The sequence below is a fragment of the Paenibacillus sp. LX16 genome (assembly GCF_036252815.1).
GTDB lineage: Bacteria > Bacillota > Bacilli > Paenibacillales > Paenibacillaceae > Paenibacillus > Paenibacillus polymyxa_B.
The window spans coordinates 3,321,003-3,345,070 of sequence record NZ_CP141152.1 but is presented as its reverse complement, the minus strand read 5'-3'; the positions used below and the strand labels follow the sequence as shown (position 1 = coordinate 3,345,070).

The 24,068-nt window shown below is 46.7% G+C and carries 20 protein-coding genes and 1 pseudogene; 12 read left to right on the top strand and 9 right to left on the bottom strand.

Translation table 11 applies throughout. From position 1 onward, the window contains the following. Positions 1-15 precede the first annotated feature (15 nt). The 4 genes from T3H97_RS14620 (at position 16) to T3H97_RS14605 (ending at position 3,049) form a co-directional block, all read left to right on the top strand. A complete protein-coding gene (locus T3H97_RS14620; protein WP_328800100.1) occupies positions 16-1,296 on the top strand; it encodes a helix-turn-helix domain-containing protein in 1,281 nt (426 codons plus the stop codon). Between the two features lie 236 nt (positions 1,297-1,532). Further along, positions 1,533-1,952: a hypothetical protein gene (locus tag T3H97_RS14615; RefSeq protein ID WP_328800099.1), complete on the top strand. Its 420-nt coding sequence runs from the start codon at positions 1,533-1,535 to the stop codon at positions 1,950-1,952. A 71-nt stretch (positions 1,953-2,023) separates the two neighbouring features. Further along, positions 2,024-2,827: a hypothetical protein gene (locus T3H97_RS14610; RefSeq protein ID WP_328800098.1), complete on the top strand. Its 804-nt coding sequence runs from the start codon at positions 2,024-2,026 to the stop codon at positions 2,825-2,827. Positions 2,828-2,908: 81 nt separating this feature from the next. Then, a complete protein-coding gene (locus tag T3H97_RS14605) occupies positions 2,909-3,049 on the top strand; it encodes a hypothetical protein (protein ID WP_165082404.1) in 141 nt (46 codons plus the stop codon). Positions 3,050-3,388: 339 nt separating this feature from the next. Here the strand turns inward: T3H97_RS14605 and T3H97_RS14600 are convergent, their stop codons facing one another. Continuing rightward, entirely contained in the window at positions 3,389-4,306 is a 918-nt protein-coding gene (locus T3H97_RS14600; RefSeq protein ID WP_165177151.1) for a LysR family transcriptional regulator, read from the bottom strand. A gap of 239 nt (positions 4,307-4,545) precedes the next feature. On the opposite strand from T3H97_RS14600, the gene T3H97_RS14595 reads away from it, so the two are divergent. The 3 genes from T3H97_RS14595 (at position 4,546) to hydG (ending at position 8,931) form a co-directional block, all read left to right on the top strand. Next, positions 4,546-6,162 (top strand): alkaline phosphatase, encoded by a 1,617-nt coding sequence (locus T3H97_RS14595; protein ID WP_328800097.1) that lies wholly within the window; start codon positions 4,546-4,548, stop codon positions 6,160-6,162. A 250-nt stretch (positions 6,163-6,412) separates the two neighbouring features. Continuing rightward, positions 6,413-7,471, top strand: coding sequence for a [FeFe] hydrogenase H-cluster radical SAM maturase HydE (gene hydE, locus T3H97_RS14590; protein WP_223822128.1), 1,059 nt, complete (start codon positions 6,413-6,415; stop codon positions 7,469-7,471). A gap of 47 nt (positions 7,472-7,518) precedes the next feature. Continuing rightward, positions 7,519-8,931 carry a [FeFe] hydrogenase H-cluster radical SAM maturase HydG gene (hydG, locus tag T3H97_RS14585; RefSeq protein ID WP_013310651.1) on the top strand — a complete coding sequence of 471 codons (1,413 nt, stop codon included), beginning with the start codon at positions 7,519-7,521 and terminating at the stop codon, positions 8,929-8,931. Positions 8,932-9,078: 147 nt separating this feature from the next. Here hydG and hydF read toward each other — a convergent pair whose 3' ends face one another. The 8 genes from hydF to T3H97_RS14545 all read right to left on the bottom strand — a co-directional run bounded on the left by hydF (position 9,079) and on the right by T3H97_RS14545 (position 18,382). After that, the gene (gene hydF / locus T3H97_RS14580) at positions 9,079-10,332 is read right to left on the bottom strand and encodes a [FeFe] hydrogenase H-cluster maturation GTPase HydF (RefSeq protein ID WP_328800096.1); all 1,254 of its coding nucleotides are present in this window, start codon (positions 10,330-10,332) and stop codon (positions 9,079-9,081) included. After that, positions 10,319-11,767 (bottom strand): aspartate ammonia-lyase, encoded by a 1,449-nt coding sequence (locus T3H97_RS14575; protein ID WP_328800095.1) that lies wholly within the window; start codon positions 11,765-11,767, stop codon positions 10,319-10,321. Before T3H97_RS14575 ends, hydF begins: the two co-directional genes overlap by 14 nt. Further along, positions 11,764-12,354, bottom strand: coding sequence for a 4Fe-4S dicluster domain-containing protein (locus T3H97_RS14570; protein WP_328800094.1), 591 nt, complete (start codon positions 12,352-12,354; stop codon positions 11,764-11,766). Before T3H97_RS14570 ends, T3H97_RS14575 begins: the two co-directional genes overlap by 4 nt. A gap of 65 nt (positions 12,355-12,419) precedes the next feature. Beyond that, positions 12,420-13,925 carry a [FeFe] hydrogenase, group A gene (locus T3H97_RS14565; RefSeq protein ID WP_328800093.1) on the bottom strand — a complete coding sequence of 502 codons (1,506 nt, stop codon included), beginning with the start codon at positions 13,923-13,925 and terminating at the stop codon, positions 12,420-12,422. 32 nt (positions 13,926-13,957) lie between these two features. Next, complete coding sequence (locus tag T3H97_RS14560) at positions 13,958-14,608, bottom strand: 4Fe-4S dicluster domain-containing protein (protein WP_328800092.1); 651 nt, start codon at positions 14,606-14,608, stop codon at positions 13,958-13,960. Then, the gene (fdhF, locus tag T3H97_RS14555; RefSeq protein WP_134904838.1) at positions 14,605-16,767 is read right to left on the bottom strand and encodes a formate dehydrogenase subunit alpha; all 2,163 of its coding nucleotides are present in this window, start codon (positions 16,765-16,767) and stop codon (positions 14,605-14,607) included. The genes T3H97_RS14560 and fdhF overlap by 4 nt, the downstream gene beginning before the upstream one ends. A gap of 127 nt (positions 16,768-16,894) precedes the next feature. Beyond that, entirely contained in the window at positions 16,895-17,377 is a 483-nt protein-coding gene (locus T3H97_RS14550; RefSeq protein ID WP_246773076.1) for a DUF2294 domain-containing protein, read from the bottom strand. 579 nt (positions 17,378-17,956) lie between these two features. Beyond that, a complete protein-coding gene (locus T3H97_RS14545; protein ID WP_328800091.1) occupies positions 17,957-18,382 on the bottom strand; it encodes a MaoC family dehydratase in 426 nt (141 codons plus the stop codon). 497 nt (positions 18,383-18,879) lie between these two features. On the opposite strand from T3H97_RS14545, the gene T3H97_RS14540 reads away from it, so the two are divergent. The 5 genes and pseudogenes from T3H97_RS14540 (at position 18,880) to leuD (ending at position 23,846) form a co-directional block, all read left to right on the top strand. Next, positions 18,880-20,298 (top strand): transcriptional regulator, encoded by a 1,419-nt coding sequence (locus tag T3H97_RS14540; RefSeq protein WP_328800090.1) that lies wholly within the window; start codon positions 18,880-18,882, stop codon positions 20,296-20,298. A 544-nt stretch (positions 20,299-20,842) separates the two neighbouring features. Further along, a pseudogene (locus T3H97_RS14535) lies at positions 20,843-21,079 on the top strand (fibronectin type III domain-containing protein); the annotation flags it as partial. A gap of 122 nt (positions 21,080-21,201) precedes the next feature. Next, on the top strand, positions 21,202-21,318 hold the full coding sequence (locus T3H97_RS14530) for a YjcZ family sporulation protein (RefSeq protein ID WP_434784538.1): 117 nt from the start codon (positions 21,202-21,204) through the stop codon (positions 21,316-21,318). A 480-nt stretch (positions 21,319-21,798) separates the two neighbouring features. Continuing rightward, positions 21,799-23,223, top strand: a complete 1,425-nt coding sequence (gene leuC, locus T3H97_RS14525) for a 3-isopropylmalate dehydratase large subunit (RefSeq protein ID WP_069289784.1) — start codon at positions 21,799-21,801, stop codon at positions 23,221-23,223. A 20-nt stretch (positions 23,224-23,243) separates the two neighbouring features. After that, positions 23,244-23,846 (top strand): 3-isopropylmalate dehydratase small subunit, encoded by a 603-nt coding sequence (gene leuD, locus T3H97_RS14520; RefSeq protein WP_104496924.1) that lies wholly within the window; start codon positions 23,244-23,246, stop codon positions 23,844-23,846. Positions 23,847-24,068 lie beyond the last annotated feature (222 nt).

The window sequence follows — 24,068 nt, the reverse complement described above, 5'->3', positions numbered from 1 at the left end:
AGAAAGGAATACTCCATGCTTAAGGAACGCATTGAATTTTTGTGTAAAAAGAAAAACTTGTCCCGTAAAGAGCTGGTAGACGGGCTGGTGACACCCGCACATTTTGCGAATATACTGGCTAACCGATACCCGTTGGCAGAGGATCTGGCCGAGCAAATTGCTGGGCGTTTAGGTGTAAACCCATCCTACCTGTTGCGTGCAGCGGCAGAGGATGACGAGACGCTGGCTACAGCGGATAAGATTTTCACAGAGCTGTCCAAGCTGGCTAATCCTGCTACGGAAAGCTATGTGGATCAGCTGGAGGATCGCAATGATTCGCTTGTGGTGGAAATGACGACTTATTTGATGAAGGCCGTATATTACCAGCAATTAAATGACCTAACGGCCTATGAATATTTACATCAGACCTACTTGAATTTTTATTTGGAGAAGTTTGGCCGTTCGGATGAGGTGGAGCTGCCCGTACCGCTAAAAAAAGCAATTTTGTTTTATAAAATCCAGTATTTCCGCTCTAAAAATCATTATTATGAGGTGCTGAATAACGTTACGCAGCTAAGCCGTCTGGTGGAAGAGGGGACGGAAAACTGGCTGAATGCGCAAAACATTATGATAGAGGCCTGTATTCAGGTCAAGCAATTTGATCAGGCGAAGCAGGTATTCGAGCAGACGATGCGCAGGGTATATGATGATCGGCTTTTTCACCGTTTGACGGGCCTGTATGTGGCTTACAGCGGATATTGTTTTGCCATGGGTTCTGTACAGGAAGCGCTGTTAACGTTGTCTATGGCTGAGGCCAATTTGGTCTATTTGGAAAATGCACCAGATATGCTCACAACCATCCTGAACAACCGGATTATTATGCTAACATCGATTGGCGAGCTGGATAAGGCTTTGGAGGAAGTAGCACGTTTTGAAGCGCTGGTGAGCCGGGAGCGGGAGGAAATGCAACAGATGATGCTGCCCGTTACGCTGATATATCGTTGTGAAATCGCATTTACCCGGAAAAACTGGGGGCTGCTGTCACAGCATTTGGATCAGCTTCGCCAAACCAATCTGACAACAGATCAGCAAATGGGGCTTGATTTTTATGAAAGCCAGCTTGCGCTTGCGCAGGGAAATCAAGACGCCTTTTGGATGCATGCCTTGCAATGCTTGCCTTATTTTGAAGCTCTCCAGCATCCAGCGCGGCTTGAACAGTTGTATGAAACGCTGGCTGTGGTGTCCGAGGACAGTCGTCGTTATAAAGAATCATCGGCGTATTATCGCAAATTGGTCTATCTTTTACGAAAAAAATAACCTGAAATCTTTCGCTTTTCACAAAACTATCGGATGGATCGTTCGAAAAAATACTCGGAAGAGTGCGAAATTTTGTGCAAACCGTGCCAAAGTTCAAAAATAAACCGACAAAATACAGGTTAAGGCTCCTGTTTTTCCGGTTTTTTTGTATGCGCCAAAACGTATTGTGATGTCAGATACCCTCTTCTATACTGAATTCATAAGGTACGACAATACAAAATACGAGGTGTAACCACATGATGAACTTTTTCGGTAAAAAGAAAAAACAGCTGGATGCGATAGAACAAGCAGATCAACTGATGAATAAAGGCCTGTCAGGATTATTGATGAAAGGTTTGGTACCCAAAGAGCATCGGGAACAGATCAACCAAAGCCTAAACTCGGCAAGACAAGCTCAAACGGCAGCTAACGGTGGTTTGTCGATGGCAGCGACTGCGGTTGTTATTTCGGTAACAGATACCGGGAAGCTCGTGAATTTTGATCCGATCGTGGTGCTAGTGCTGGATGTGACGGAAGTAAGCGGTAATCGATACCCAAAAACGTTGGAAACACTCGTATCCAAGCTGCAAATTCCGCGGCCTGGAGATACGGTGGGTCTGGGGAGCAATCCGGTAAATCCATCGGAGCTGATTTATATGGGTCTGGTGACAGTGTAAATGAGTAGGTCGTTTCACCTTTCTCGCTGACATATAATTTGAACAGATGATTGAAAAAGGGGTTTTGGAGGATGAAAGGATTTTTGAGTCTGATCGGGGTACTTTTGGTGTTTGGCGTAGGCTTCTCACCATTTTTGGCTAACTATTTATGGAATGATCCATTTGTGATTATGGATGCCCCGTGGTATAGGCCGTTAATTTATATAGGCTTTGCACTGATTTTTCTACCTGGCATTTTAGGTGTGTTTTTTGGAGGCGGTAAGGTCAAGAAGGGTGTTCCTGGGGTTGGGGTTATTACAAGTGTTCAGCAAACAGGGACTTATGTAAACAATCAGCCGCAGGTAAAGCTTGGGTTGACCGTAACCAAACATGGAGAAGACAAATATGATACTGCTTTGACGACGATTATTCCTTTGACCTCCCTAGCTCAATTTCAGCCAGGCTCGATCATTCCCCTCGTAATATCGGAGAAAGACAAAATGAAAGTAGGACTTGACCTGAAAGGGCAGGTGTCGCAGACGGATTTACAAGCGTTAATGAATGAGCAAATGGTCAAGCAGGGCGTATCGCCTGAGCTGATGGAAATTGCCAAAACCGGTGAGCAGGCATATGCAAAGGTGCTGGATGTTACACTCATGGGTGAAGCGGGACCCAATAAAATTAAGCTTCAATTTACGCTGAGTGTTACGAAAAGCAACGGCGATACCTTTAATGTAACCACGCAAAAGGATGTTTTTTCTTCCCAACTATCCAAGCTGCAGCAAGGAAGCATTATAGAGGTCATTTATTCACCTCAAGATCCTTCGAAATGGGTCTTTAAAACACAAGTGAGTGAAGCCGAGGTACAGCAAGCATTTGGTTCTTCTCGATCATAAAAAAGTTTTTTATGATACCTGTTTCAGATACAGCCCATAGGTGTATTATAATAGTATCCCGACACCAGGAGGTTGATAACGATGGATAACCAAAGTAGATCCGAACTGGCGAATAGGGATGGCCTGTCACGGCCGAGAGGCTTAAATAGACAGGTTGTCGGAAACAATTATGAAATGGGCTATGATCAGGACAAAAGTCCACCACATCTAGGGAGACCCTGATCACAACAAGGCGAGGACAGACACTTTGGGATCACACAGCACATTGGAACTGAGGTAGGACACTCTTGGGAGACCAAGGCTAGAGACCTTAAGGAAAGAAGTGATGCGGGATGGATAAAGTGGAGTTTCCGAGCAAGCGTAAAGTAATCAGGCGAGGCTGACATGAAATTCAAATGAACATGAAATGTGGTTCGTTAAAGACAGATGGAAGCAACATCGCAACAGTGTAATCGAACCCGTAAAGTAAATGAAGTATTGAAAGTATAGGGGCGAAGCCCCAGGACCGCCTTCTTCTCTGGCTTTGGCTAGGGAGGAAGACGGTCCTTTTCACATTCGAAGCTACTTTTGAGAAAGTTGCTCGACCGTTTCTCGGAAGGTATCAATAAAGGCTTCGGCAGCTTTAGACAAATAACGTCCGTTTCGGTAAGCAATGGCCAGGGTACGGCTAGGGGTAGGTTCGGCGAGTGGCAATAATGCTGGAACGAACTCGCTGCTGGCGGCCCGGGCGATAAAACGGGGGACGAGTGTCACTCCCATACCTGTCGCTACGAGCGATTGGAGCGTCTCCATATTAGTGCTCTCAAACACCACATTAGGTTCAAAGCCAGCTTGATGACACAAATCCATCGTCAGCTTGCGAAAGCCTTGCCCTTTTTTCAGCACGACAAAAGGCTCATCTTTCAGCTCTTCCATATGCACAGGCTGCGGATGGCCTCCGTTTTTACGCAGGGCTAGGGGGTGACCTGGAGGAACGGCAAGATCAATCCACTCTTCACCGATGGGCACATAGGAAAGTGTAGGTTCAACTAATGGAAGAGATAGCAGGCTGAGATCTGTATCCCCACTGGCAGTTTTTTTCTCTAGATTCATGGATGAATCCTCGACTAACACGATTTCAATGTCCGGATGAGCCTTCTTGAATACAGGCAGCACATGCGGCAGCAAATGAGAACCTGTGATAGGCATACTGCCAACCACAACCTTCCCTTTTCGCAGTTGAGAAATATCGTCCATTTCCTGCCGGAGCTGCTCGACTGCATCGACTATTTTTTTTGCCTTTTCTACAAAGCTTGCTCCTGCATGTGTTAATTCCACCGTGCTGGTGTTGCGTTGAAATAAAAGTACCCCAAGTTCTTTTTCCAGTTTGGACAATTGTTGGCTCAAAGAGGGCTGAGCAATATGCAGTTTTTCTGCTGCGCGTGAGAAGTTTTTTTCCGCTGCAATTTGCAGGGTGTACTGAAGCTGTCTGAATTCCATCGAATTTTGCGCCCCTTATCTTATAAGCTTTACCTATTACATCATAGACTGATTATACAATAATAAAATGGAATTCCCAATCTTAACGAATCCCATGTGTCACAAGTTTTATATAGATGAAGCGTTTTTTCACAAATAAAGTCTTTTAATACAGATAAGCAATTCATTTAACATTCTCCTGATAAAACGTGATTAATCTTAGTTCTGGTTGTACAAAAAAGTGTCTGGGAGGAAAGTAAATGCTAAAATGTTGGGGGATACATACGAAAAAATCGGTGGCCGCACTCGTAGCGACTATGATGCTAGCAGTGAGCGGTGGAACGGCGATGGCAGTCGAAAAGGACACATCGATTAAAAACGTAATTATTTTGATTCCAGACGGTATGGCTAATGACGCTACTGCACTGGCTAGATGGTACAAAGGATCTTCCCTAACGTTAGACAGCATGGCAAGCGGCATGGTGCGTACGCATTCTGCGGATGCTCCAATTGCCGATTCTGCTCCAGCGGGTACTGCTTTTGCCACAGGACATAAATCTCATACTGGGTATGTAGGTGTCCTTCCTGATGAAGCGACAATGCCTGGACAACAACCCATTGCAGCGGGTGACGCCAAAAAGCCTGTAGCTTCCATTCTCGAGGCTTCCAAGCTGGCAGGGAAATCGACCGGAATTATTGCGACTTCGGAGATTATGCATGCGACACCAGCTGATTTTACCGCACATTATCCTGATCGTAAAAATTATGATGCGCTCAGCATGCAGCAAGCCTACAACGGGGTTGATGTAGTGTTAGGTGGAGGCGGCAAGTTTTTGGAGGCAGCAGGGCGTAAAGATGGCCAAGATTTGGTAGCCCAAATTAAAGACCAGGGTTATGACTTTGTCACGACACCTGAAGGGTTGAAAAATTCGGCCTCCAGCAAGCTCTGGGGAAGCTTTTCTCCCGAAGCACTTGCGTATAACCTGGATCGCGATGCATCCAAGGAACCTAGTCTGGCGGAAATGACATCGAAAGCAATTGATGTGTTGTCCAAAAACGATAAAGGCTTCTTCTTAATGGTAGAAGGCAGTAAAGTGGATTGGGCCGCCCATGCAAATGACCCAACCGGAATTATTAGTGACGTGCTTTCATTTGACGATGCAGTGAAAGTTGCTGTGGATTACGCCAAGCAAAACCAAAATACAGTCGTCGTAGCAGTGACAGACCACGGAAACGGTGGATTGACGATTGGTAGCAGCGATACAACTAGCAATTATGACAAAACACCTTTAGCTTCTTTTATAGACCCGCTGAAAAAAGCGAAGCTGACGGGTGAAGGCTTGGAAGCCAAGCTGAATGCAGATCGCAGCAATATTAAAGAGGTGCTTTCCACATATTTTGGCATCACTGATTTGACAGACGAAGAAGTAAAAACCATTAAAGATGCCAAAGAAGGCAGCATGAACTATGCTGTCGGACCGATCATTAGCAAACGTGCGAATATTGGCTGGACTACAGGCGGACATACAGGAGGCGATGTCGTGTTGTACACGTATGCGCCGAACGGAGACCGTCCAACCGGTGTAATCGACAATACAGATGTGAATAAATATATGACACGTGTACTTGGACTGGATTTGGATACGGTCAGCAAGCAGCTTTTTGTTCCTGCAAAAGCCGCTTTTGAAGCTAAAGGAGCTAAGTTTACTGCGGACACGAAAGTTATTACAGTGACCAAAGGCAGTAACAAGCTGGAGCTTCCGGTATACAAAAATGTCGCTACGCTGAATGGTAAAAATACCACGCTCAACGGTGTAGTTGTATTTAACGGCGTTGATTATTTTGTACCCCAGCAGGCGATTGATTTGATTCAGTAGTAAGCAGAACCATCGACAAGGGCTGTTTCTTCCATTAGAGGAAGAGACAGCTTTTTTGTGTGTTGATTTAAATGTGTATTTTTTGGGGCAGAAGTTGGAGGAGGTTTTTATAAAATGGGATTTTCTGTGAAACTAATCACGTTACAACCTCTCCGATATTGCTAGAATAATACATGTACGGTACAAGCCGCTGATGATGTGAAGTCCGGATGGACGAGGGAAGAAGGGATGAGTCACGGACGAATTATTACTGCGTCTAGCTGACGGCAAGGAATGGACGCATACGGAAATGATGGAGCTGCTGACACGTCTGGATGATGAGCCGACGCTGCGGGCTCAACTGAGACACCTGGCAGCTCGCACCAAATTGGAGCGCTATGGCAAAGGTGTTTTTTTACGGGGATTAATTGAATTCTCCAGTATATGTCGTCAGGACTGCATGTACTGTGGGCTGCGCGCTTCGAATAAACAGGCAGATCGTTACCGTTTGCAGCCAGAAGAAATTCTGGCCTGTTGTGCGGAGGGGTATGAACTCGGTTATCGGACCTTTGTGCTGCAAAGTGGGGAAGATTACTGGTTTACAGCAGCCCGGCTGACGAAATTGATTCGGGAAATTAAAAGCCGTTTTGCGGATGTGGCGGTTACACTGTCCATCGGTGAGCGGGATGATGAAACTTATGAGCAATTATACGAGGCGGGCGCGGACCGTTTTTTACTGCGGCATGAGACAGCTTCCCCCCATTTGTACGCCAAGCTGCATCCGACGATGACGATGGAAAGCAGGCGAAGCCGTCTGCTGGCTTTGCAACGAATCGGTTTTCAGATCGGGGCCGGATGTATGGTGGGGTTACCAGGACAAACGAATAGTGAATTAGCAGACGATTTGGTCTATCTACACAGCCTGTCACCAGATATGATCGGGATTGGTCCTTTTCTACCGCATAGCAACACGCCGCTTCGGGATGCCAGTCAGGGGAGCATGGAAAAGGCACTCGATATTATTTCGTTATCCCGATTGGTCGTTCCAGATGCACTTATTCCGGCGTCCACGGCAATGGGAACGATTCATCCCCAAGGCAGGGAGAAGGCGCTTCAGGCGGGAGCAAATGTGGTGATGCCCAATTTGTCGCCACTGGCGGTGAGACCTAAGTATGCGATTTATGAGAATAAAATATGTTTGGGCGATGAGTCTGCCCAATGTCGACATTGCCTGGAGCTGCGGATTCGCGGAGCGGGATTTGAAGTCGATATGGGGCGCGGCGATAGTTTGAGGGTGCAACGACAGCTTATGAGACAGGAAACTTTGTGAGGCCAACGGAAACATTGCAGTAACCATAAATAAGGAGATGGGTATACGTGAGTGGAGTACGGGAGAAAGTGTCGGCGGATTTTATTAATGAAGCAGAGATTATGGCAGCAGTGGAGCAGGGGAAACAAGAGGCAACAGATCGACACCGTATTTTAGAAATTTTAGAAAAGGGGAGAGCCTGCCGGGGACTGAGTGCGAGTGAAGCGGCGGCTCTTTTGCATGTGGATGATCCTGAATTATTGGAAGAGATGTTCAAATCTTCGAGAGCAGTCAAAGAACAAATTTATGGCAACCGGATTGTGCTGTTCGCCCCTTTATATGTAAGCAACCACTGCGTGAATAACTGCGAATATTGTGGTTATAAACATACCAATGACAGCTTTACTCGTAGCCGTCTGACACCGGAGGAATTGGTGGAGGAGGTTAGAGTGCTTCAAGAACTGGGACACAAGCGGCTCGTGCTGGAAGCGGGGGAAGACCCAGTCCATTGTCCCATTGACTATATCGTCGATTGTCTGCGCCAGATCTATGAGGTCAAGGTAGATAACGGCAGCATTCGGCGGATCAATGTGAATATTGCATCCACAACCGAGGAGGACTATCGGAAGCTGGCAGAGGTGGGCATTGGTACGTATATTTTATTTCAGGAAACGTATCATCGGGAAAGCTATCGTAAATTCCACCTGCAGGGACCAAAGCGGGACTTTGATTGGCACACCACCGCAATGGACAGAGCCATGCGTGCGGGTATAGATGATGTGGGGATCGGTGTGTTGTACGGCTTGTATGATTTCCGCTATGAGACCGTAGCGATGCTGAAACATGCCGAACACTTGGAAGAAGCCTTTGGCTGTGGCCCTCATACGGTTTCAGTTCCACGATTGCGTCCGGCTGAAAATGTAGATCTGGAGCGATATCCGTACCTGGTCAACGATGAGGATTTTATGAAAATTGTATCTGTTCTTCGACTGGCTGTCCCTTATGCTGGTATGATCCTGTCCACTCGCGAGGAGCCGGAATATAGAGACCGCGTCATTGGTCTAGGCGTGTCGCAGATTAGTGCAGGTTCAGCTACAGGCGTAGGGGCATATGCAAAACAGGAAACTGATGATAAGCCTCAATTTGAGGTGGGGGATCATCGCTCACCATCGGAAATTATTAAAAGTTTGTGCCGTGGTGGATATATGCCGAGCTACTGCACAGCTTGCTATCGTGAGGGGCGAACAGGAGATCGTTTCATGGAGCTTGCCAAATCAGGACAAATTCATAATGTGTGCCAGCCGAATTCGCTGCTTACCTTTCAAGAATATCTGCTGGATTATGGGGATGAGGAGGCACGTGAACTGGGAGCTGCCGCTCTGCGAGAAAATCTGGAGCGTATACCACGTGAATCGACACGCCGTTTGACGCTTGACAGACTGGAACGACTGGAAGCAGGCGAGCGCGATTTGTATTTTTAGCAATTTATATTATTCGTAATATCATTTCACGCTATGAAAATTCTCATGATTTATAATAGAACTTGAAAATAAAAAGCAGTCGCGTTGGAATCAGCGCGGCTGCTTTTGTGTGTCTGGAAAAAAATATTAATGATGAGATGAGGCCTTTTAGGAATAACTGCCGGCTTCTACAGCTTGCTCCCATGCCAGCATAGCAGATGGGAAGCATTCAATAGCACGGGGAAAGACCCCCTGTACATAAGCGATGAAAATACCATAGTTCACAATCGGCACTCCGGCAGCTTTGGTTTCCGACATTCGATGAAGCATCGTACGCCGATTGAGCATGCATGCACCGCAATGAATAACCAGTGCGTATTCGCTCAGATCATCAGGGAAGCTGGAGCCGGATGCATGCTTGATGATGAGACGTTTGCCTATCGTTTGGCGGAGCCAGCGGGGAATTTTCACTCGACCAATATCGTCAGATTGGCATTGGTGAGTGCAGGCTTCGGCAATGAGTACACGGTCTCCATCCTTGAGGCGATCAATGGCTCTTGCACCTCGTACCAGTTCGTCCAGATCGCCTTTATGACGGGCAAACAGGATGGAAAAAGAGGTAAGAGGCACATCCTTAGGCGTGTCGGCCGCTACTTTCATAAAAACCTGTGAATCGGTAATGACCAAGCGAGGCTTGCGTCCCAATCTCTCCAGCGTCAATCGTAGTTCATGTTCTTTGGTCACTACAGCGATGGCATCACTCTCTAGTGTATCGCGGATTGTTTGCTGCTGTGGCAGGATCAATCGGCCTTTTGGTGCAGCTTTGTCGATGGGAACGACCAGCACAACAACATCGCCGGGTGACAACAGGTCACCGACGATACGGAAACGATCCTCGTTTTGAGGGAGCGTATTAGTAATAGCTTTTTTCAGTTCCGTGTCTCCCCAAAGCAAAGATGCACTGAAAGGAATCAGGGTGAGATCCAGTTCAGTTGCCAGCTTTGTAGCGGTATTATCTGATTCAGTCAGGGTATCTATCTTATTCAATACCCCAATAACAGGAATCTTTTTGGTGCGGAGCTTTTCGAGTAGCTCATGCTCGAATGGTCCGACACCAACGGTGGCGTCGATAACGAGCAAGGCCAAGTCTGTACTATTAAGTATTTCGAGCGTTTTGTTGCGGCGCAGCTCCCCGATCTCACCCTCATCGTCCAGTCCGGCGGTATCCACCAGAACAATGGGACCCGCTGGGAGCAGCTCCATTGGTTTGAAAACGGGGTCCGTGGTCGTTCCTCCTACAGGAGATACCACAGCGACGGGCTGACCAGTCAGGGTGTTCAGAATGCTGGATTTGCCTGCGTTGCGGCGACCGAGCAGGACGATATGTGGTCGATTGCTACGAGGGGTATCATTCATTCCCATGGTGAGTTCCTTCTTCCTGTCCCGGAATTCCGGGCTTGGTTACTGTATAGGGATGGCATAATTGGTCAATCCGCGAACGGGTCAGTAGGCCGCGATCTTCTACAATATCCTCTGGTGCGCGACCTTGCACAATGGCTGCAGATGCAATAGAGGCAGCTTCATCATAGCCAAGCTCCGCGACCAGCGCAGAAGCCATCACGGCTGAGTTACGCAGATTTGTAGTACAGCGTTCCTCACGCACGATCAGGCCGCGCACACATCGCTCCTCGAATAGTCGAACCGCGTTGTTCAGAATATGTAGCGATTCCAGCAGCGATTCGGCAATCAGCGGCAGGAATGCGTTTAGCTCCAACTGACCGGAGGCAGCGGCCATAGTGATAGCCGCATCTTCGGCTATCACACGCATGGCTGTGAGTCCTGCCATTTCAGCTATTACCGGATTGACCTTACCAGGCATAATAGAGGATCCCGCCTGAACTGGAGGCAGCGTGTATTCGCCAATACCACCGAAAGGACCAGAGGCCAGTAGGCGAAAATCGCCAGATATTTTGTAAAGATTCACGGCGGCTGATTTGAGTAGACCGGACACCTCCACAAAGACATCCATATTTTGAATCGGGTCCATCGGGTGGTCGCTGCGACTCAGTCCAAAGCCAGTCTCATCCGCCAGCTTTTCGACCATCCGATAGCTGTATGCGCGGGGCGCGTTCATACCTGTGCCAATCGCCGTGCCCCCAATAGGGATTTCCCGCAGCCGCTCTTCAGCTTTATAGAGACGCCAGCGGTCGCGCGCTATAGCCTTTGCGTAGGCACCAAAGCCCTGCCCGGCCATCATGGGCAGGGCATCCATTAGCTGAGTGCGGCCTAGCTTGAGCAAGTCGGCATATTCTGTTTCTTTGTGCTGTAAAGCATCCTGTAATGAAGACATCGTGTCACATAAAGGCCGAAGCAGCCGTATCGCTGCAATTCGTAGCGCTGTCGGATAGACATCATTCGTAGACTGGCAGCAGTTCACATCATCCAGCGGATGTAAAATCTCATACTGCCCTGGTCTGCCTCCCAGCTGTACGATGGCCAAATTAGCAATGACCTCATTTACATTCATATGGGTACTGGTGCCTGCGCCGCCTTGCATGGCATCCACGGTAAACATATGTTGATGCCTCCCGGCGAGTATTTCGTCGCAGGCATTTACAATGGCAGAGGCCCGTTGGGCAGGAATTCGTTTCTGCTCACCATTTACTTGAGCGGCTACTTTTTTTACCAACACAAGAGCGTGGATCAAGTTTTGGTTCACGGGCCTGCCACTGACCGCAAAATTGTTCATCGCGCGTGCAGTGTGAATACCGTAAAAGGCATCTGCTGGAATTTCCATCTCTCCTAGCGCATCCCGCTCGGTTCGCATATTTGTAGGCAGAGGGAAACCTTCGGTCATAGACCCGTTGCCGGAATGCGTGTCATATGCAGTAGCTGACGTGCACTTGCAGCGCGTTTTTCCTCTACCCGGGCATGAACCAGATCTGGCTCGACCAGCCTGAGGGCTTGTGTTGGACATTTACCAATGCAGGCTGGGCCGCCGTCGACACCTTCGCATAAATCACATTTGCTAGCAATCATGCGTTCTTTGGGTTGCAAACGACCTGACATATTGGTATACAATCCGTCCTGCACTACAGGCTGCCCGTTTCGATACTCGGGTACCATGGTAATCGCGCCGTAAGGGCAGGCGATCATGCAGGTTTTACAGCCAATGCAGCTTTCGCTATTAATGAGAATGCAGCCATCTGCGTTCGTAATGGAGCCGTTCGGACAAGCGTTGGCGCATGGGGCATCCTCACAGTGACGACACTGAACGGGTGCAGTGACTCCAAATGATTTGATAACTTTCAGACGAGGGTGAAAATGAAACTCATCATCTGGCGAGATAAAAGGGTTCTCCGCTGAATGTGCGATGACACATGCGATTTCACAGGTACGACAGCCGATACACTGATCGGGATCAGCTAAAACAAAACGGTTCATACAATTCGACTCCTCTCTAACTAACGACAAATATAATGTATACAGCATAAAAATAACTTAACATATTAATGAATGGAGTAACCCGTATCCCCTTTGGTGGAAATAGTGCTACTGCGGCTTTGCTTGCCGGGCCCCCGTTGTTGGAAGGTCGTATGCAGCAGATGATGCGATACATGACCCAGCGGCTCACCTAGAAATTCATCATAAAGTTTGATGATGTGAGGGTTCTCATGCGATTTTCGTACCTGGTGTGCAGCATCATGTCCATAGATGGAAGATTTACGTGCCCGATAAGCTTCAATTCGTTGTTTTTCTAACATGAGCTTGGGTTGTCCCCCTCCGCTGATACATCCAGCAGGGCAGCCCATCACCTCAATAAAATGATAATCACATTCGCCCGCCTGGACACGATCCAGTAGCCGATAGGCATGTTGTAGCCCGGCGACGACCGCTACCTTGAGCTGCAGCTTGCCTACCTGTACCTCAGCTACTCGAATGCCTTCCTCACCACGTACAAAATCGAGCTGGAGCTTCGGCAGTTTTTCATTCGTCAGCAGCTCGTAACCTGTACGGATGGCAGCTTCCATGACTCCTCCGGTGACTCCAAAAATGGAGCCTGCACCTGAATATTGTCCTAACGGTGAATCGAATTCTTCATCAGGCAGGTTCGCAAAATCAATTCCGCGCTGCTTGATCCAGTATGCAAGTTCACGCGTGGTCAGTACCTCATCCACATCACGGTAACCGTCAGATTCCATTTCGGGACGATCGCATTCAAATTGTTTACAAGTACAGGGCATGATGGCAACACTGTATATATTCGCAGGTTCCACCTCGTCCAGTTGTGCGCCATAAGATTTGATTAGCGCTCCTAACATTTGCATCGGAGATTTGCAGCTGGATAGATGGTCTAGCAGATCGGGATATTCAATCTCGGCAAATCGGACCCATGCTGGACAGCAGGATGTGAACATGGGTAAGGGACCGCCTTCGGTCACGCGACGAATTAATTCAGTGCCTTCCTCCATGATGGTCACGTCAGCTCCAAAGTTGGTGTCGTATACCCGGTCGAAGCCAAGGCGGCGCAAAGCAGCAGCCATTTTCCCAGGCGTCAAGGTGCCGAACGGCATTCCGAATTCCTCCGCGAGTGAAACACGAATGGCTGGAGCACATTGGACGATCCGAAACTGTCCAGGTTTGGTCATCATCTCGGTTACCTTATTCAAGTTGTAGCTATAATAGGCAGCGAATAGCGGCTCTCTGATGTCGGCAGGCATATCGCGTTCTTGTATACGTTCCAGCCGTCTAGCGGCGCCTTCCTGTGGAGATGAACCTGCCCAGTCAGATGCGTATACGCTGCATATTTGTACACATTGACCGCAAATAACACATCGGTCTGCATTAACGGTTTGCGGTTCTCCGGGTAGTCCCTCTATGGCATCTACTGGACAAACCCCAGCACAACGTCTGCATCCCGTGCAGAGCGTAGGGTCAATATGAATGACAGGGTCTGTACAATCAGTCGTCTTCATACAAGGAGGTGAAGAGATCTTGTCTATTGTGGTTGACATGGTTTTCTACCTTTCTGCGGCTGATTTTGACCTTATAGGCGTGGGAAAAATACTTCCCGCCGAGGCTCTGGAGGCGAGTCGGATATACCTTTGGCCAGCCGTAGGACATGATTCGGGCAGGCATCTACACATGCAGGCTGTCCGTTCTCTGTTTCCGCGCACAGATCGCATTTGCTTGCCGCGGTGCGGGGAAGGGCGACTCGATTTGCGCGGTGAGTCAGGCCGGACTGCGTTACAACGTGTCCTGCCCGGTAGACCGGAGACACCTCAATTGCCCCGAAAGGGCAGGCCAAAACACAGGAGGTACAGCCGATACATCGTTCCTCATCAATCATAACGACGCCGTCCTCCTGACGAATGGCCTGTACCGGACAGGCATGTGCGCAGGGGGCATTTTCGCAATGCCGGCATTGCACCGGCACATACATCTCCCCTGTACGTACAACATACACCTTGGGTACAACAGGTACGCTGACGGTTCCGACCGAAGCTCCTATACCGTTAGCCTGACTGTGAACGGCGAAGCACGCCAGTTCACAGGCTTTGCAGCCGATGCACTGCCCGGCGTCTGCGACTACAAAAGAAGAAGCAACAGCGCTTGTTCTACAGGCTGCTCCCATTCTACTCGTCGAAGCTGACCGGTTATCTGTCGGACGGTGCATCATATTCCCTGTGCCGCTCATCTCGTCACCTTATCAGCCAAAACAGCTTCCTGGACGTTCATCTGTCTGCGAATCCGTTGGTACGATTCATGTACATCACGTTCGGCCTGCGCTTGGTCGGCGATCCGTTCCAGACGGATGGCACAGTATTTTAATTCCGGGGTTTTGGATACCGGATCGAGAAAATCAGCGGTCAGCTCGTTGCATGCTCCAACCCACCAGTGATAGGTCATGTAGGTCGCACCTTGTTGCACACGGTCACTGATTTGTGCCCGTGCCATGATGCGTCCCCGACGGGAGGATATGGCAACAATTTCGCCATCCAGAATATTCAGATCTGCTCCGTCTTCTGGGCTAATCTGAATAAAGCCAGGCTCATCAGACAACTGGCGCAGCGCGCGGCAATTGCCAGTCATGGTACGAACGGAATAGTGACCTACCTCACGGACTGTGGACAAGACAAGCGGGTATTTTGCATCCGGTTGTTCTTGTGGCGGACGCCATTCGCAGGCGAATAATCTGCCTTTGCCACTAGGTGTCGAAAATTGATTTCCTTTATATAAATACGGTGTACCTGGATGATCCTCAGTAGGGCAGGGCCATTGCACGCCGCCTTGCTGCTCCATTTTTTGGTAGCTGGCACCGGAGAATAATGGGCTGAGGCTACGCATTTCATCCCAAATTTCTTCTGTGTTTGCATAGGACATAGGATAGCCCATGGCGGTAGCAACCTCGCTAATAATAGCCCAGTCTGGCTTTACATCACCCTGTGGCTCAACGGCCTTACGGATGCGCTGAAAGCCCCGATCTGCCGAAGAATATACACCGTCATGCTCGCCCCAGGCAGTAGAAGGGAGGATGACATCAGCGTGCAGCGCTGTTTTGTTCATGAAAATATCCTGGACGACGACAAATTCCAATTGGTCTAGGGCTTCACGCAACTCGGCGGCGTTCGGATCACTTTGTACAGGGTCCTCGCCGAAAATGTAATAAGCTTTCAGCTTGTTCTCTTTCAGGATGAGGTGCGGTACCTCTGTAAGTGGATAGCCTTTTTTACGCGGCAGCTCAACACCCCATGCTTTTTCAAACTTTTTGCGGACTGTGTTGTCTGTTACATCCTGATAGCCGGGATACACATTCGGCAAAGCACCCATGTCGCAGGAACCCTGTACATTGTTTTGTCCCCGTACTGGTCCGATACCCACATTCGGCTTGCCCAGATTTCCCGTCAACAGTGCAAGGGAAGCGAGCCCCTTTACCACATCAACGGCCTGTGAAAATTGACATACGCCCATTCCGTACAAAATTGTAGCGGTAGGGGCCTTTGCATATTCCCTCATAGCCGCCCGGATGTCGGCCGCCTTGACCCCCGTGATGCCTTCCGCATATTCGGGAGTATACTTTTTAATACTGTCTACGTATTCGGCAAAGCCTTCTGTGTTTGCTTCCACATATCGTTTGTCGTACAGTCCTTCATGCACAAGTACATGACCAAAAGCGTTCACCAAAGCCATGTTCGAACCGCCCTTTAGGGGTAGCCACATATTCGAAATACGAGCTGTTTCGGTCATGCGCGGATCGCATACAATAATTTTGGCGCCTCTTTGCTTGGCAGCTACAATGCGTCTTGCGACGATCGGATGTGTTTCGGGTGCATTATATCCAAACACGAAAATGAGATCTGAGTGTTCAATTTCAGGAATAGAGTTGGACATAGCTCCATCACCGAGCGAGTAAGTCAAACCTGCCACAGAAGGGCCGTGGCATACACGAGCGCAATGGTCAATATTGTTCGTGCCAATGACCGCCCGCATGAACTTTTGCATGACATAATTGGCTTCATTTCCCGGACCGCGTGCGGAGCCCGTTCCCATAATGGAGTCGGGTCCGTATTTTTCCTTAATTGCTGACAGCCGTTCGGCAGTATATTGAATGGCTTCCTTCCACTCCACTTCCTCCATAACTCCATTTTTGCGAATCATGGGCTTGCGCAAGCGTGCAGTCAGAATTTGCGGGTCATTCAAAAAATCCCATCCATAGTGTCCTTTCAGACACAACGTTCCTTCATTCGTACGACCACCAGCCGGCTCTGCGCCAATTACCTGTCCTTTTTCCACCAGCAAATGAAGCTGACAACCGCTCCCACAGTAGGGACATACGGTCAATACCTTGTCTGCCATAAGTGCAGCACCTCTTTTATATGAAATAGATGAAACTCGTAACATAAAAAAAGCCAATACAAAAATGCCGCTTTACGCTGCATCCTGTACTGGCTTATCCGCGAGCGAGGAGACAAGCTCCTTCCCGCTAATCCAACCGGTGTATGTGTTGTAGTTCTAGAGTAATGATAATGTGTCCGTCTCCATGGACGGAGGGGCAGACCTCCCAAGTATAAGTGAAGGGACTGCCGAGTGTTTTTTCGGCTTCGTTCATAAACTCCTTTTCCAGATAAGGACGAAGGACGTTCCAATATTCCCTGACCTTGTCCTCGGCCCCTTCATGAACGAGAATTTCGGACAAATTAGACAATGTACCTCGAATTTCTACCGTAATCCGGAGCGGCGAATCCAGTGAAACCTTGACGTTGTCCGGTCCTTTTCCACGGTAGTGCTTGACAATACATACGGCCAACTTCCTGATGCGCTCACGGTATTCCAATTCGGTATTCAACATCTGGACACTCCGCTTCGAATCAAAATAAAGGCGTACTTGCCGCGCATGCCAGGCAGCCTGTGTAGCTGGTTTTAGAACAAGACGTAACCGTCCCGACCAAAGTGGTCTGCCCAGCACGGCGTATCACCCTTCTATGGTAGAACAGGTTGACCCGGAAAGATGTGAAATTCATTACACTGAACCAAAAATTTACATAGATTAGACCGCTCTTGAAGTAGCTATACCTCTATGGTTTGTATGATGCTTCTCATTCCGTCGTATTGTTTGTACAGCTCCAATACAAAAGCAGCTGAATGACATAATATGGGCTGAGATTAGTAAATGGCATTCTCAGCCCTCTATACTGAAATAGCACAGTGCGAATCTCAGAGATTTAATAGTAAATTATTCATTTATATGATTTGCAATATCAATTTATTATTATTACATTGGACGGAAATGCTAGTCGAACACCAGAAGGCATAGATATGTTATCCAAAATGGTGGTAAAGTACAGGTTCAAGATGTAAAATCTATATGAAATTCAATTGGAGAAGGGCAACGTCAAGGTCGCCAAATGATGGCTTAGAAGGATTTACTGCAATGTGTGGCTGAACATGAAGCCGCAAGTCAAGCCACGTTAGAATAAAGAGAAGAGGTCCGTGTTAAAATGCATGGACCTCTTCAAACCTGTAATAATTGATTTTTTATGAAACTTTACTGTTTAACCAGAACGGTTAAATCGCCTTCAAAAACTTGCTCCTCTTTGTTGTTGAAAGTCGACAGCAATACAGTAACGAGTCCTGTTCCATTCCTCTTCTCTTTTACTCCAATCACTTCAACAATGGTGTACAATTCGTCGCCTGGATATACTGGTTTAATAAATTTAATATTATTCATAGCAGTTCCAGCAATAACCTCATCACCGTAACTGCCTGTTTCAACCCAAAGCTTAAAAGAAACAGCTAATGTTTGAATTCCTGAAGCGATAATTCCATTAAATCTGCCTTGTAATGCTTTCTCTTCATCTAAATGCATATATTGCGGGTCAAACTCCCTTGCAAATCTGGTAATGTCCTCTTTAGTTAATTTTAAAGACTTAGTTTTAAATACTTGTCCGATATAAAATTCATGAAACCGCATTATTACACCTCTTGATTAAATTATTTGCTTATTTATATTAGAGTAGCATAATATCACCAATCAAGTTAAACTGCCCGTTAGCTTAATGACGTATTGTCCGTCTACAACTTTATATTCACCGAACAATATTTCTCTTTAAAACTCGTAGCGTTATAGCAGCAAAACTAATTTAAGATACAGGTATGAAAAGCCTCTGTTAATTCAGCGGATTTTTGTAGTCCCACTCAGCAAGTAACCTTCCATACTTTTGTACAGTCAAGATCAATGTAAGTGTCTGCTTTTTTGAAGGCTTATATTTCCATTACCATAAGTCTCAAGGGTAACAGTGGTAGGATATTTGACTGCAATTCAAAAGGACTCTTTGGAACTGCTTATTTTATATACTTCGACATTCGATGCAAATAAATAAAAATTATTGACAACTGTTAAATTATGGACAACAATAGAGTGTGATAATATATAAATATTGGTACTTCTGTATGGAGGGTGGTTTATCTATGAAAGTTACACCCACGATTAGAGCAGAATTGGAACAATATCTTAAGCAAGAAGGTTTGAGCATGATGGAGTTTGGGCATATAGCGGGCATGAATAGGGGGATAGTAAGTAGCATAGTGTCAGGCAATAAATCTATGTCTGTTAACCAGATAGATCGCATTACCGAGGCTATGGGTTTACCAGAAGGATACTTTTACGACCTATTTATAGAAAACTACATCATCGACACCCCCCCGAATATGAGACGAATCGAGCCATTTTTGTATCGTTGTGCGGAATTGGACAAGCTGGATGCGATCCGTCGAGTGGTAGGAACCATTATGGACAACCTACTCTATTCGCCTAAACTATTTGATATGGCAGAAGTGCTATTAGCACAGGGACGACATGATGCTGCGTTACTGTTCTATGAGGGTGTAGCTGAAACGGAGAAGTACCAACATTCTGAACGATTGGCGATCTGTCAGTATCGAATGTTCACGATTCAGGTTGGTGACGATCAAAGTCGCAACCTCAAGGCAGCTACGTTGTTCGAGCCTTACATTGAACGTCTGGATGAAATGGACCAACTTGACGCATTGAAGGATTTGGCGAACGTGTATAGGTCTTTGCGTAAGTGGGACAAGGTTGAGGAAATGGCAAGGCAAATGAGAGGGAAAGCGGAAGTGCAATATTTCATAAAGCATCAGCAGAAGAATCGAAAGAATAGGGAGCATGAAAAGGAAACTAGAGGTCCGTTATTTGGATACATTGCTTACGCCGATTTGTTGTGTGCTAGTGTTTGTGAAGCCCAAGGCGATTATCAACAAGCTTTACAATATACATACGCCTATGCGAATTTAGATTGGGTCAAAGAGACTGATGAAGATACTCAACACTGGGTAAACTTGTTCAGTCAGTGGGCAGAAGGTAACACGTACGTCAATAAACTCCTGTCTGGAGATGTTAGCGTGCTGCCAGACTATGTTGAATATATAGCGGCAACATCAACCGCTAACGAAAATGAGAAACTCTCAAAGCTGTTGAACGTTATGATAGCGGCTAACCGATATGAAATAGATGTGGATGATGTTCTTTCACGTTTTGAAACGAATATTAATTCATTTTCTCAACTCCCAACATCATCTGATATATATACCCAACAAGTAATACCAGACTATTTCGCATGGTTTGCTTATGAAATGGCTCATTATTATTTACATCGGGTGAAATACAGTGATGGCTTTAAATACTTGATGTATGCAATGGCAAAGTCACATATAATAACTAATGAAACAAACTTTATAAATTGTATTGGTCTGTTTATGCGTTTTCAAGTCCATGCGACTCCTGAAATCAAAACAGAGTTCTCCAATCTAATTGAAAAGGTGTGGTTAAGTAATGTTGAAAAAAATGGCATTGTTAATTGTTGCGAGTAGCTTTTTGTTTTTTATAACTGTACCCGCCCACAATCATGATCAGCTTATTCAGACCCTTGTACAAATTGGGGGATTCTAAAGCAAAAGAAAGCTCTGCCGACCATAAGGTTAGCAGAGCTTTCTTCAGTACAGGAATTACCACAGAATTCACCGAATAACTATCTTGATGTGATCAGCATAAACTATACATATAAATATTTACAGAATTACCCAACTCATTTATTCTTATTACAACACATCGGAAGCACGGTTGTGTGATCCGAAAGCATCGGTGACAACCTACTGGCTACACAGGTGAGGGGCCTCTTTAGTGTATGTAAGCTATATTATATGTATAATATTAACATGTGTTTTTTAAAACTTTTAAGCTTTATTACCAGTTAGAGTCAATGAAAATTGTTAGTTACATGCGTAAGGGTGATTGTAAAGAGTATTAGAAGAGAAGTAGCGGAGGGTATTGTGAATGGCGTTGATTCTGAATTCCAACGAAGCGTCTTCTACTCCATAAGGAGGAGGCGGTCAAACTGATCCTGAGCAACCAACAGGAAACCATGCAATTTTGGTAGTCACCATGACAACAGGATTGGAAAAAGAATTCGACCTAAGCATGAAAGAGGTGAACGACTTTATTACTTGGTATGAGGGAAAGCAGGCAGGTTCTGGATCGGCTTCATACGCCATTAACAAGCACGATAACAATAAAGGCCCATTCAGCAGCCGCAAGGACTACATGCTGTTTGATCGTATCCTTACGTTTGAAGTAAGTGAATACTCTAAATAAATCAAAAAGCTCAGCTGACCTTAATGGGTCAGCGAGCTTTTTTTGTTAAGAAGCCCTTCCTTTAACCAAGACCTCGCATAGCCTATGGAGTATAGTACCCTAAAATAAAGGAGGTGTTACGTGTGGGGGAAACGAAAAGAGACTACGAGGGAATCACAGGAAGAGTTTGGACATCGATTGCTGCTGTCTTGGCACTGTTCATTTTGCTGGTAATCATCTTGAAATTAATTCATTTTTAAAGATTCTTAAGCTCCACCACCGGCAATTTTTCGAATTGCTGTTTAGCCTGTACTTTTTATCCTTTTGATCATAATTACTAAAGCGGGTTGAATTCAATTTCTTAAGCATAGCTACATTAGGTCCTGAGGAATTTATAAGGTTCGCCGTTCGGCCCGTCCCCAACCCTAAAGAAGTTGGTGAAACAACAACGTTTTGAAAACAGCAGAATGACCTTCAGCCGCTTTTCCGGAGTAGGCAGGGGAATAACCCTTAACGACGCCTGATCCACGCCGGAGCGGCTGAAATTACAATAAAGACTGATAGAGAAACAGTGCAATGAACCGCCTATATTCACCTTATCCATCCTTATAGCCTTAACCTATCACTTCTATAGATATCATATCTTAGACCAATTAAATATCCCGTGGTATATTGTTGACATTCAAGAGAGAGCCGTAGCTTCTCTCCACTAGGTTCGAAAAACACAGGGGTGAATAATGATGAGTAAAAAGACCATGTTCGAGAAAATTTGGGATAACCATGTCATCTATCAGGAAGCGGGTAAGCCGAGTATTTTGTACATTGATCTTCACCTCGTACATGAGGTAACATCGCCACAGGCGTTTGAGGGATTACGTCTTAGCGGCCGTCAGGTGCGTCGTCCAGAGCTTACGTTTGCAACGATGGATCATAACGTGCCGACTAAGGACCGTTACAATATTACGGACCCGATTTCCAAGCAGCAGATCGATACATTAACTCAAAATTGCCGTGATTTCGGTGTCACACTGTATGATCTGGATACGGTGGACCAAGGCGTCGTTCACGTTATGGGGCCTGAACTTGGTCTCACTCATCCGGGCAAAACGATTGTTTGTGGTGATAGCCATACCTCCACACACGGGGCGTTCGGAGCACTCGCTTTTGGTATCGGAACCAGTGAGGTAGAGCACGTAATGGCAACACAATGTCTCCAGCAAGCCAAAGCCAAAACGATGGAAGTTCGCTTTGTAGGCCGCCGCAAACCTGGTGTAACAGCGAAGGACATGATTTTGGGTGTCATCGCCAAATACGGTACAGATTTCGCTACAGGCTATGTTATTGAGTACACAGGTGAATCCATCCGCGAATTGAGCATGGAAGAGCGCATGACTGTGTGTAACATGTCCATTGAAGGCGGAGCCAGAGCAGGAATGATTGCACCGGACGAAACCACCTTCAATTACTTGCGTGGACGTCAACATGTAGCACAAGGAGCTGCTTTTGAGCAAGCGGTTGCTGAGTGGAAAGAGCTTGTCACAGATGAAGGCGCTGAGTTTGATGTCGTGCTGGAGTTTGACGTAGATGCTTTGATTCCGCAAGTAACCTGGGGCACCAGCCCGGGTATGGGGACAGATATTTCCTCAACCGTACCGATTCCGGCAGAACTGCCAACCGAAAATGAACGTAAAGCAGCTGAAAAAGCGCTTGAATATATGGATTTGAAGCCAGGTACTCCGATCACGGATATTGCGATTGATTATGTGTTTATCGGCTCCTGCACCAACGGGCGAATTGAAGATTTGCGTGCAGCCGCTGAAGTTGCCAAAGGTTACAAGGTTTCTGACAAAGTAACGGCCATCGTCGTACCAGGTTCGGGTCGTGTGAAAATTCAGGCTGAAGAAGAAGGACTGGACGTCATTTTTAAAGAAGCAGGATTTGAGTGGCGTGAAGCGGGATGCAGTATGTGTCTTGCGATGAATCCAGACGTACTGCAACCGGGACAGCGTTGTGCTTCGACCTCTAATCGTAACTTTGAAGGTCGTCAGGGACGCGGAGGACGGACTCATCTGGTATCTCCAGCAATGGCAGCCGCTGCGGCGATTCATGGGCATTTTGTTGATGTACGGGATTGGAAATTCAAGCAGGAAGAAGTAGTCCGCTAGGATACAGAGGAGGAATTACGATGGAAGCTTTCACAACATTAAAAGGAATTGTAGCACCTGTGGATCGGGTGAACGTGGACACAGATGCTATTATTCCTAAGCAGTTTTTGAAACGAATTGAACGTACGGGCTTTGGACAGTTTCTGTTCTACGAGTGGCGGTTTGATGAAGCGGGCAATATCAATCCTGAATTTGAACCGAACAAGCCTCGTTATGCAGGGGCATCTGTGCTGATCTCTCGCGCTAACTTTGGCTGCGGTTCCTCACGTGAGCATGCGCCGTGGGCGATTATGGACTATGGGTTTCGTTGTGTAATTGCTCCGTCTTATGCAGATATCTTCTATAATAACTGTTTTAAAAATGGTATATTGCCGATCAAGCTGTCTGAAGAGCAAGTAGAGGAATTGTTCCAGCGTACGGCGCAGCATGATAACTACCAATTGAACGTAGACCTGAATGAAAAAACAATCACTGACGACTATGGTCTGCGAATTGAATTCGATCTGGATGAACATCGCCGCCAGTTCCTGCTGCAAGGCTTGGACGATATTGGCCTGACGCTCCAGCATGAATCTGAAATTCTGGCGTATGAACAAAAACGCGCTGCGAAACAAGGCGCATAATCATAATTCCAAGTTCAGTATCATTACGAAGCCATATAGCTTGCTCATTTGTTAGACAGAAAGCCCGTACTGGCAATTCTTTTGCCTGCGGGCTTTTATCATGCTCAAAAAAATAAATTGGAAAATAAGGGGTTGACGGTTCGACTCAGCATGGTATTGTAAATGTAAATTGGTTGAAGGACTGTGTCTGTGAGAAATACCAAAAATACATATATAAGTTAG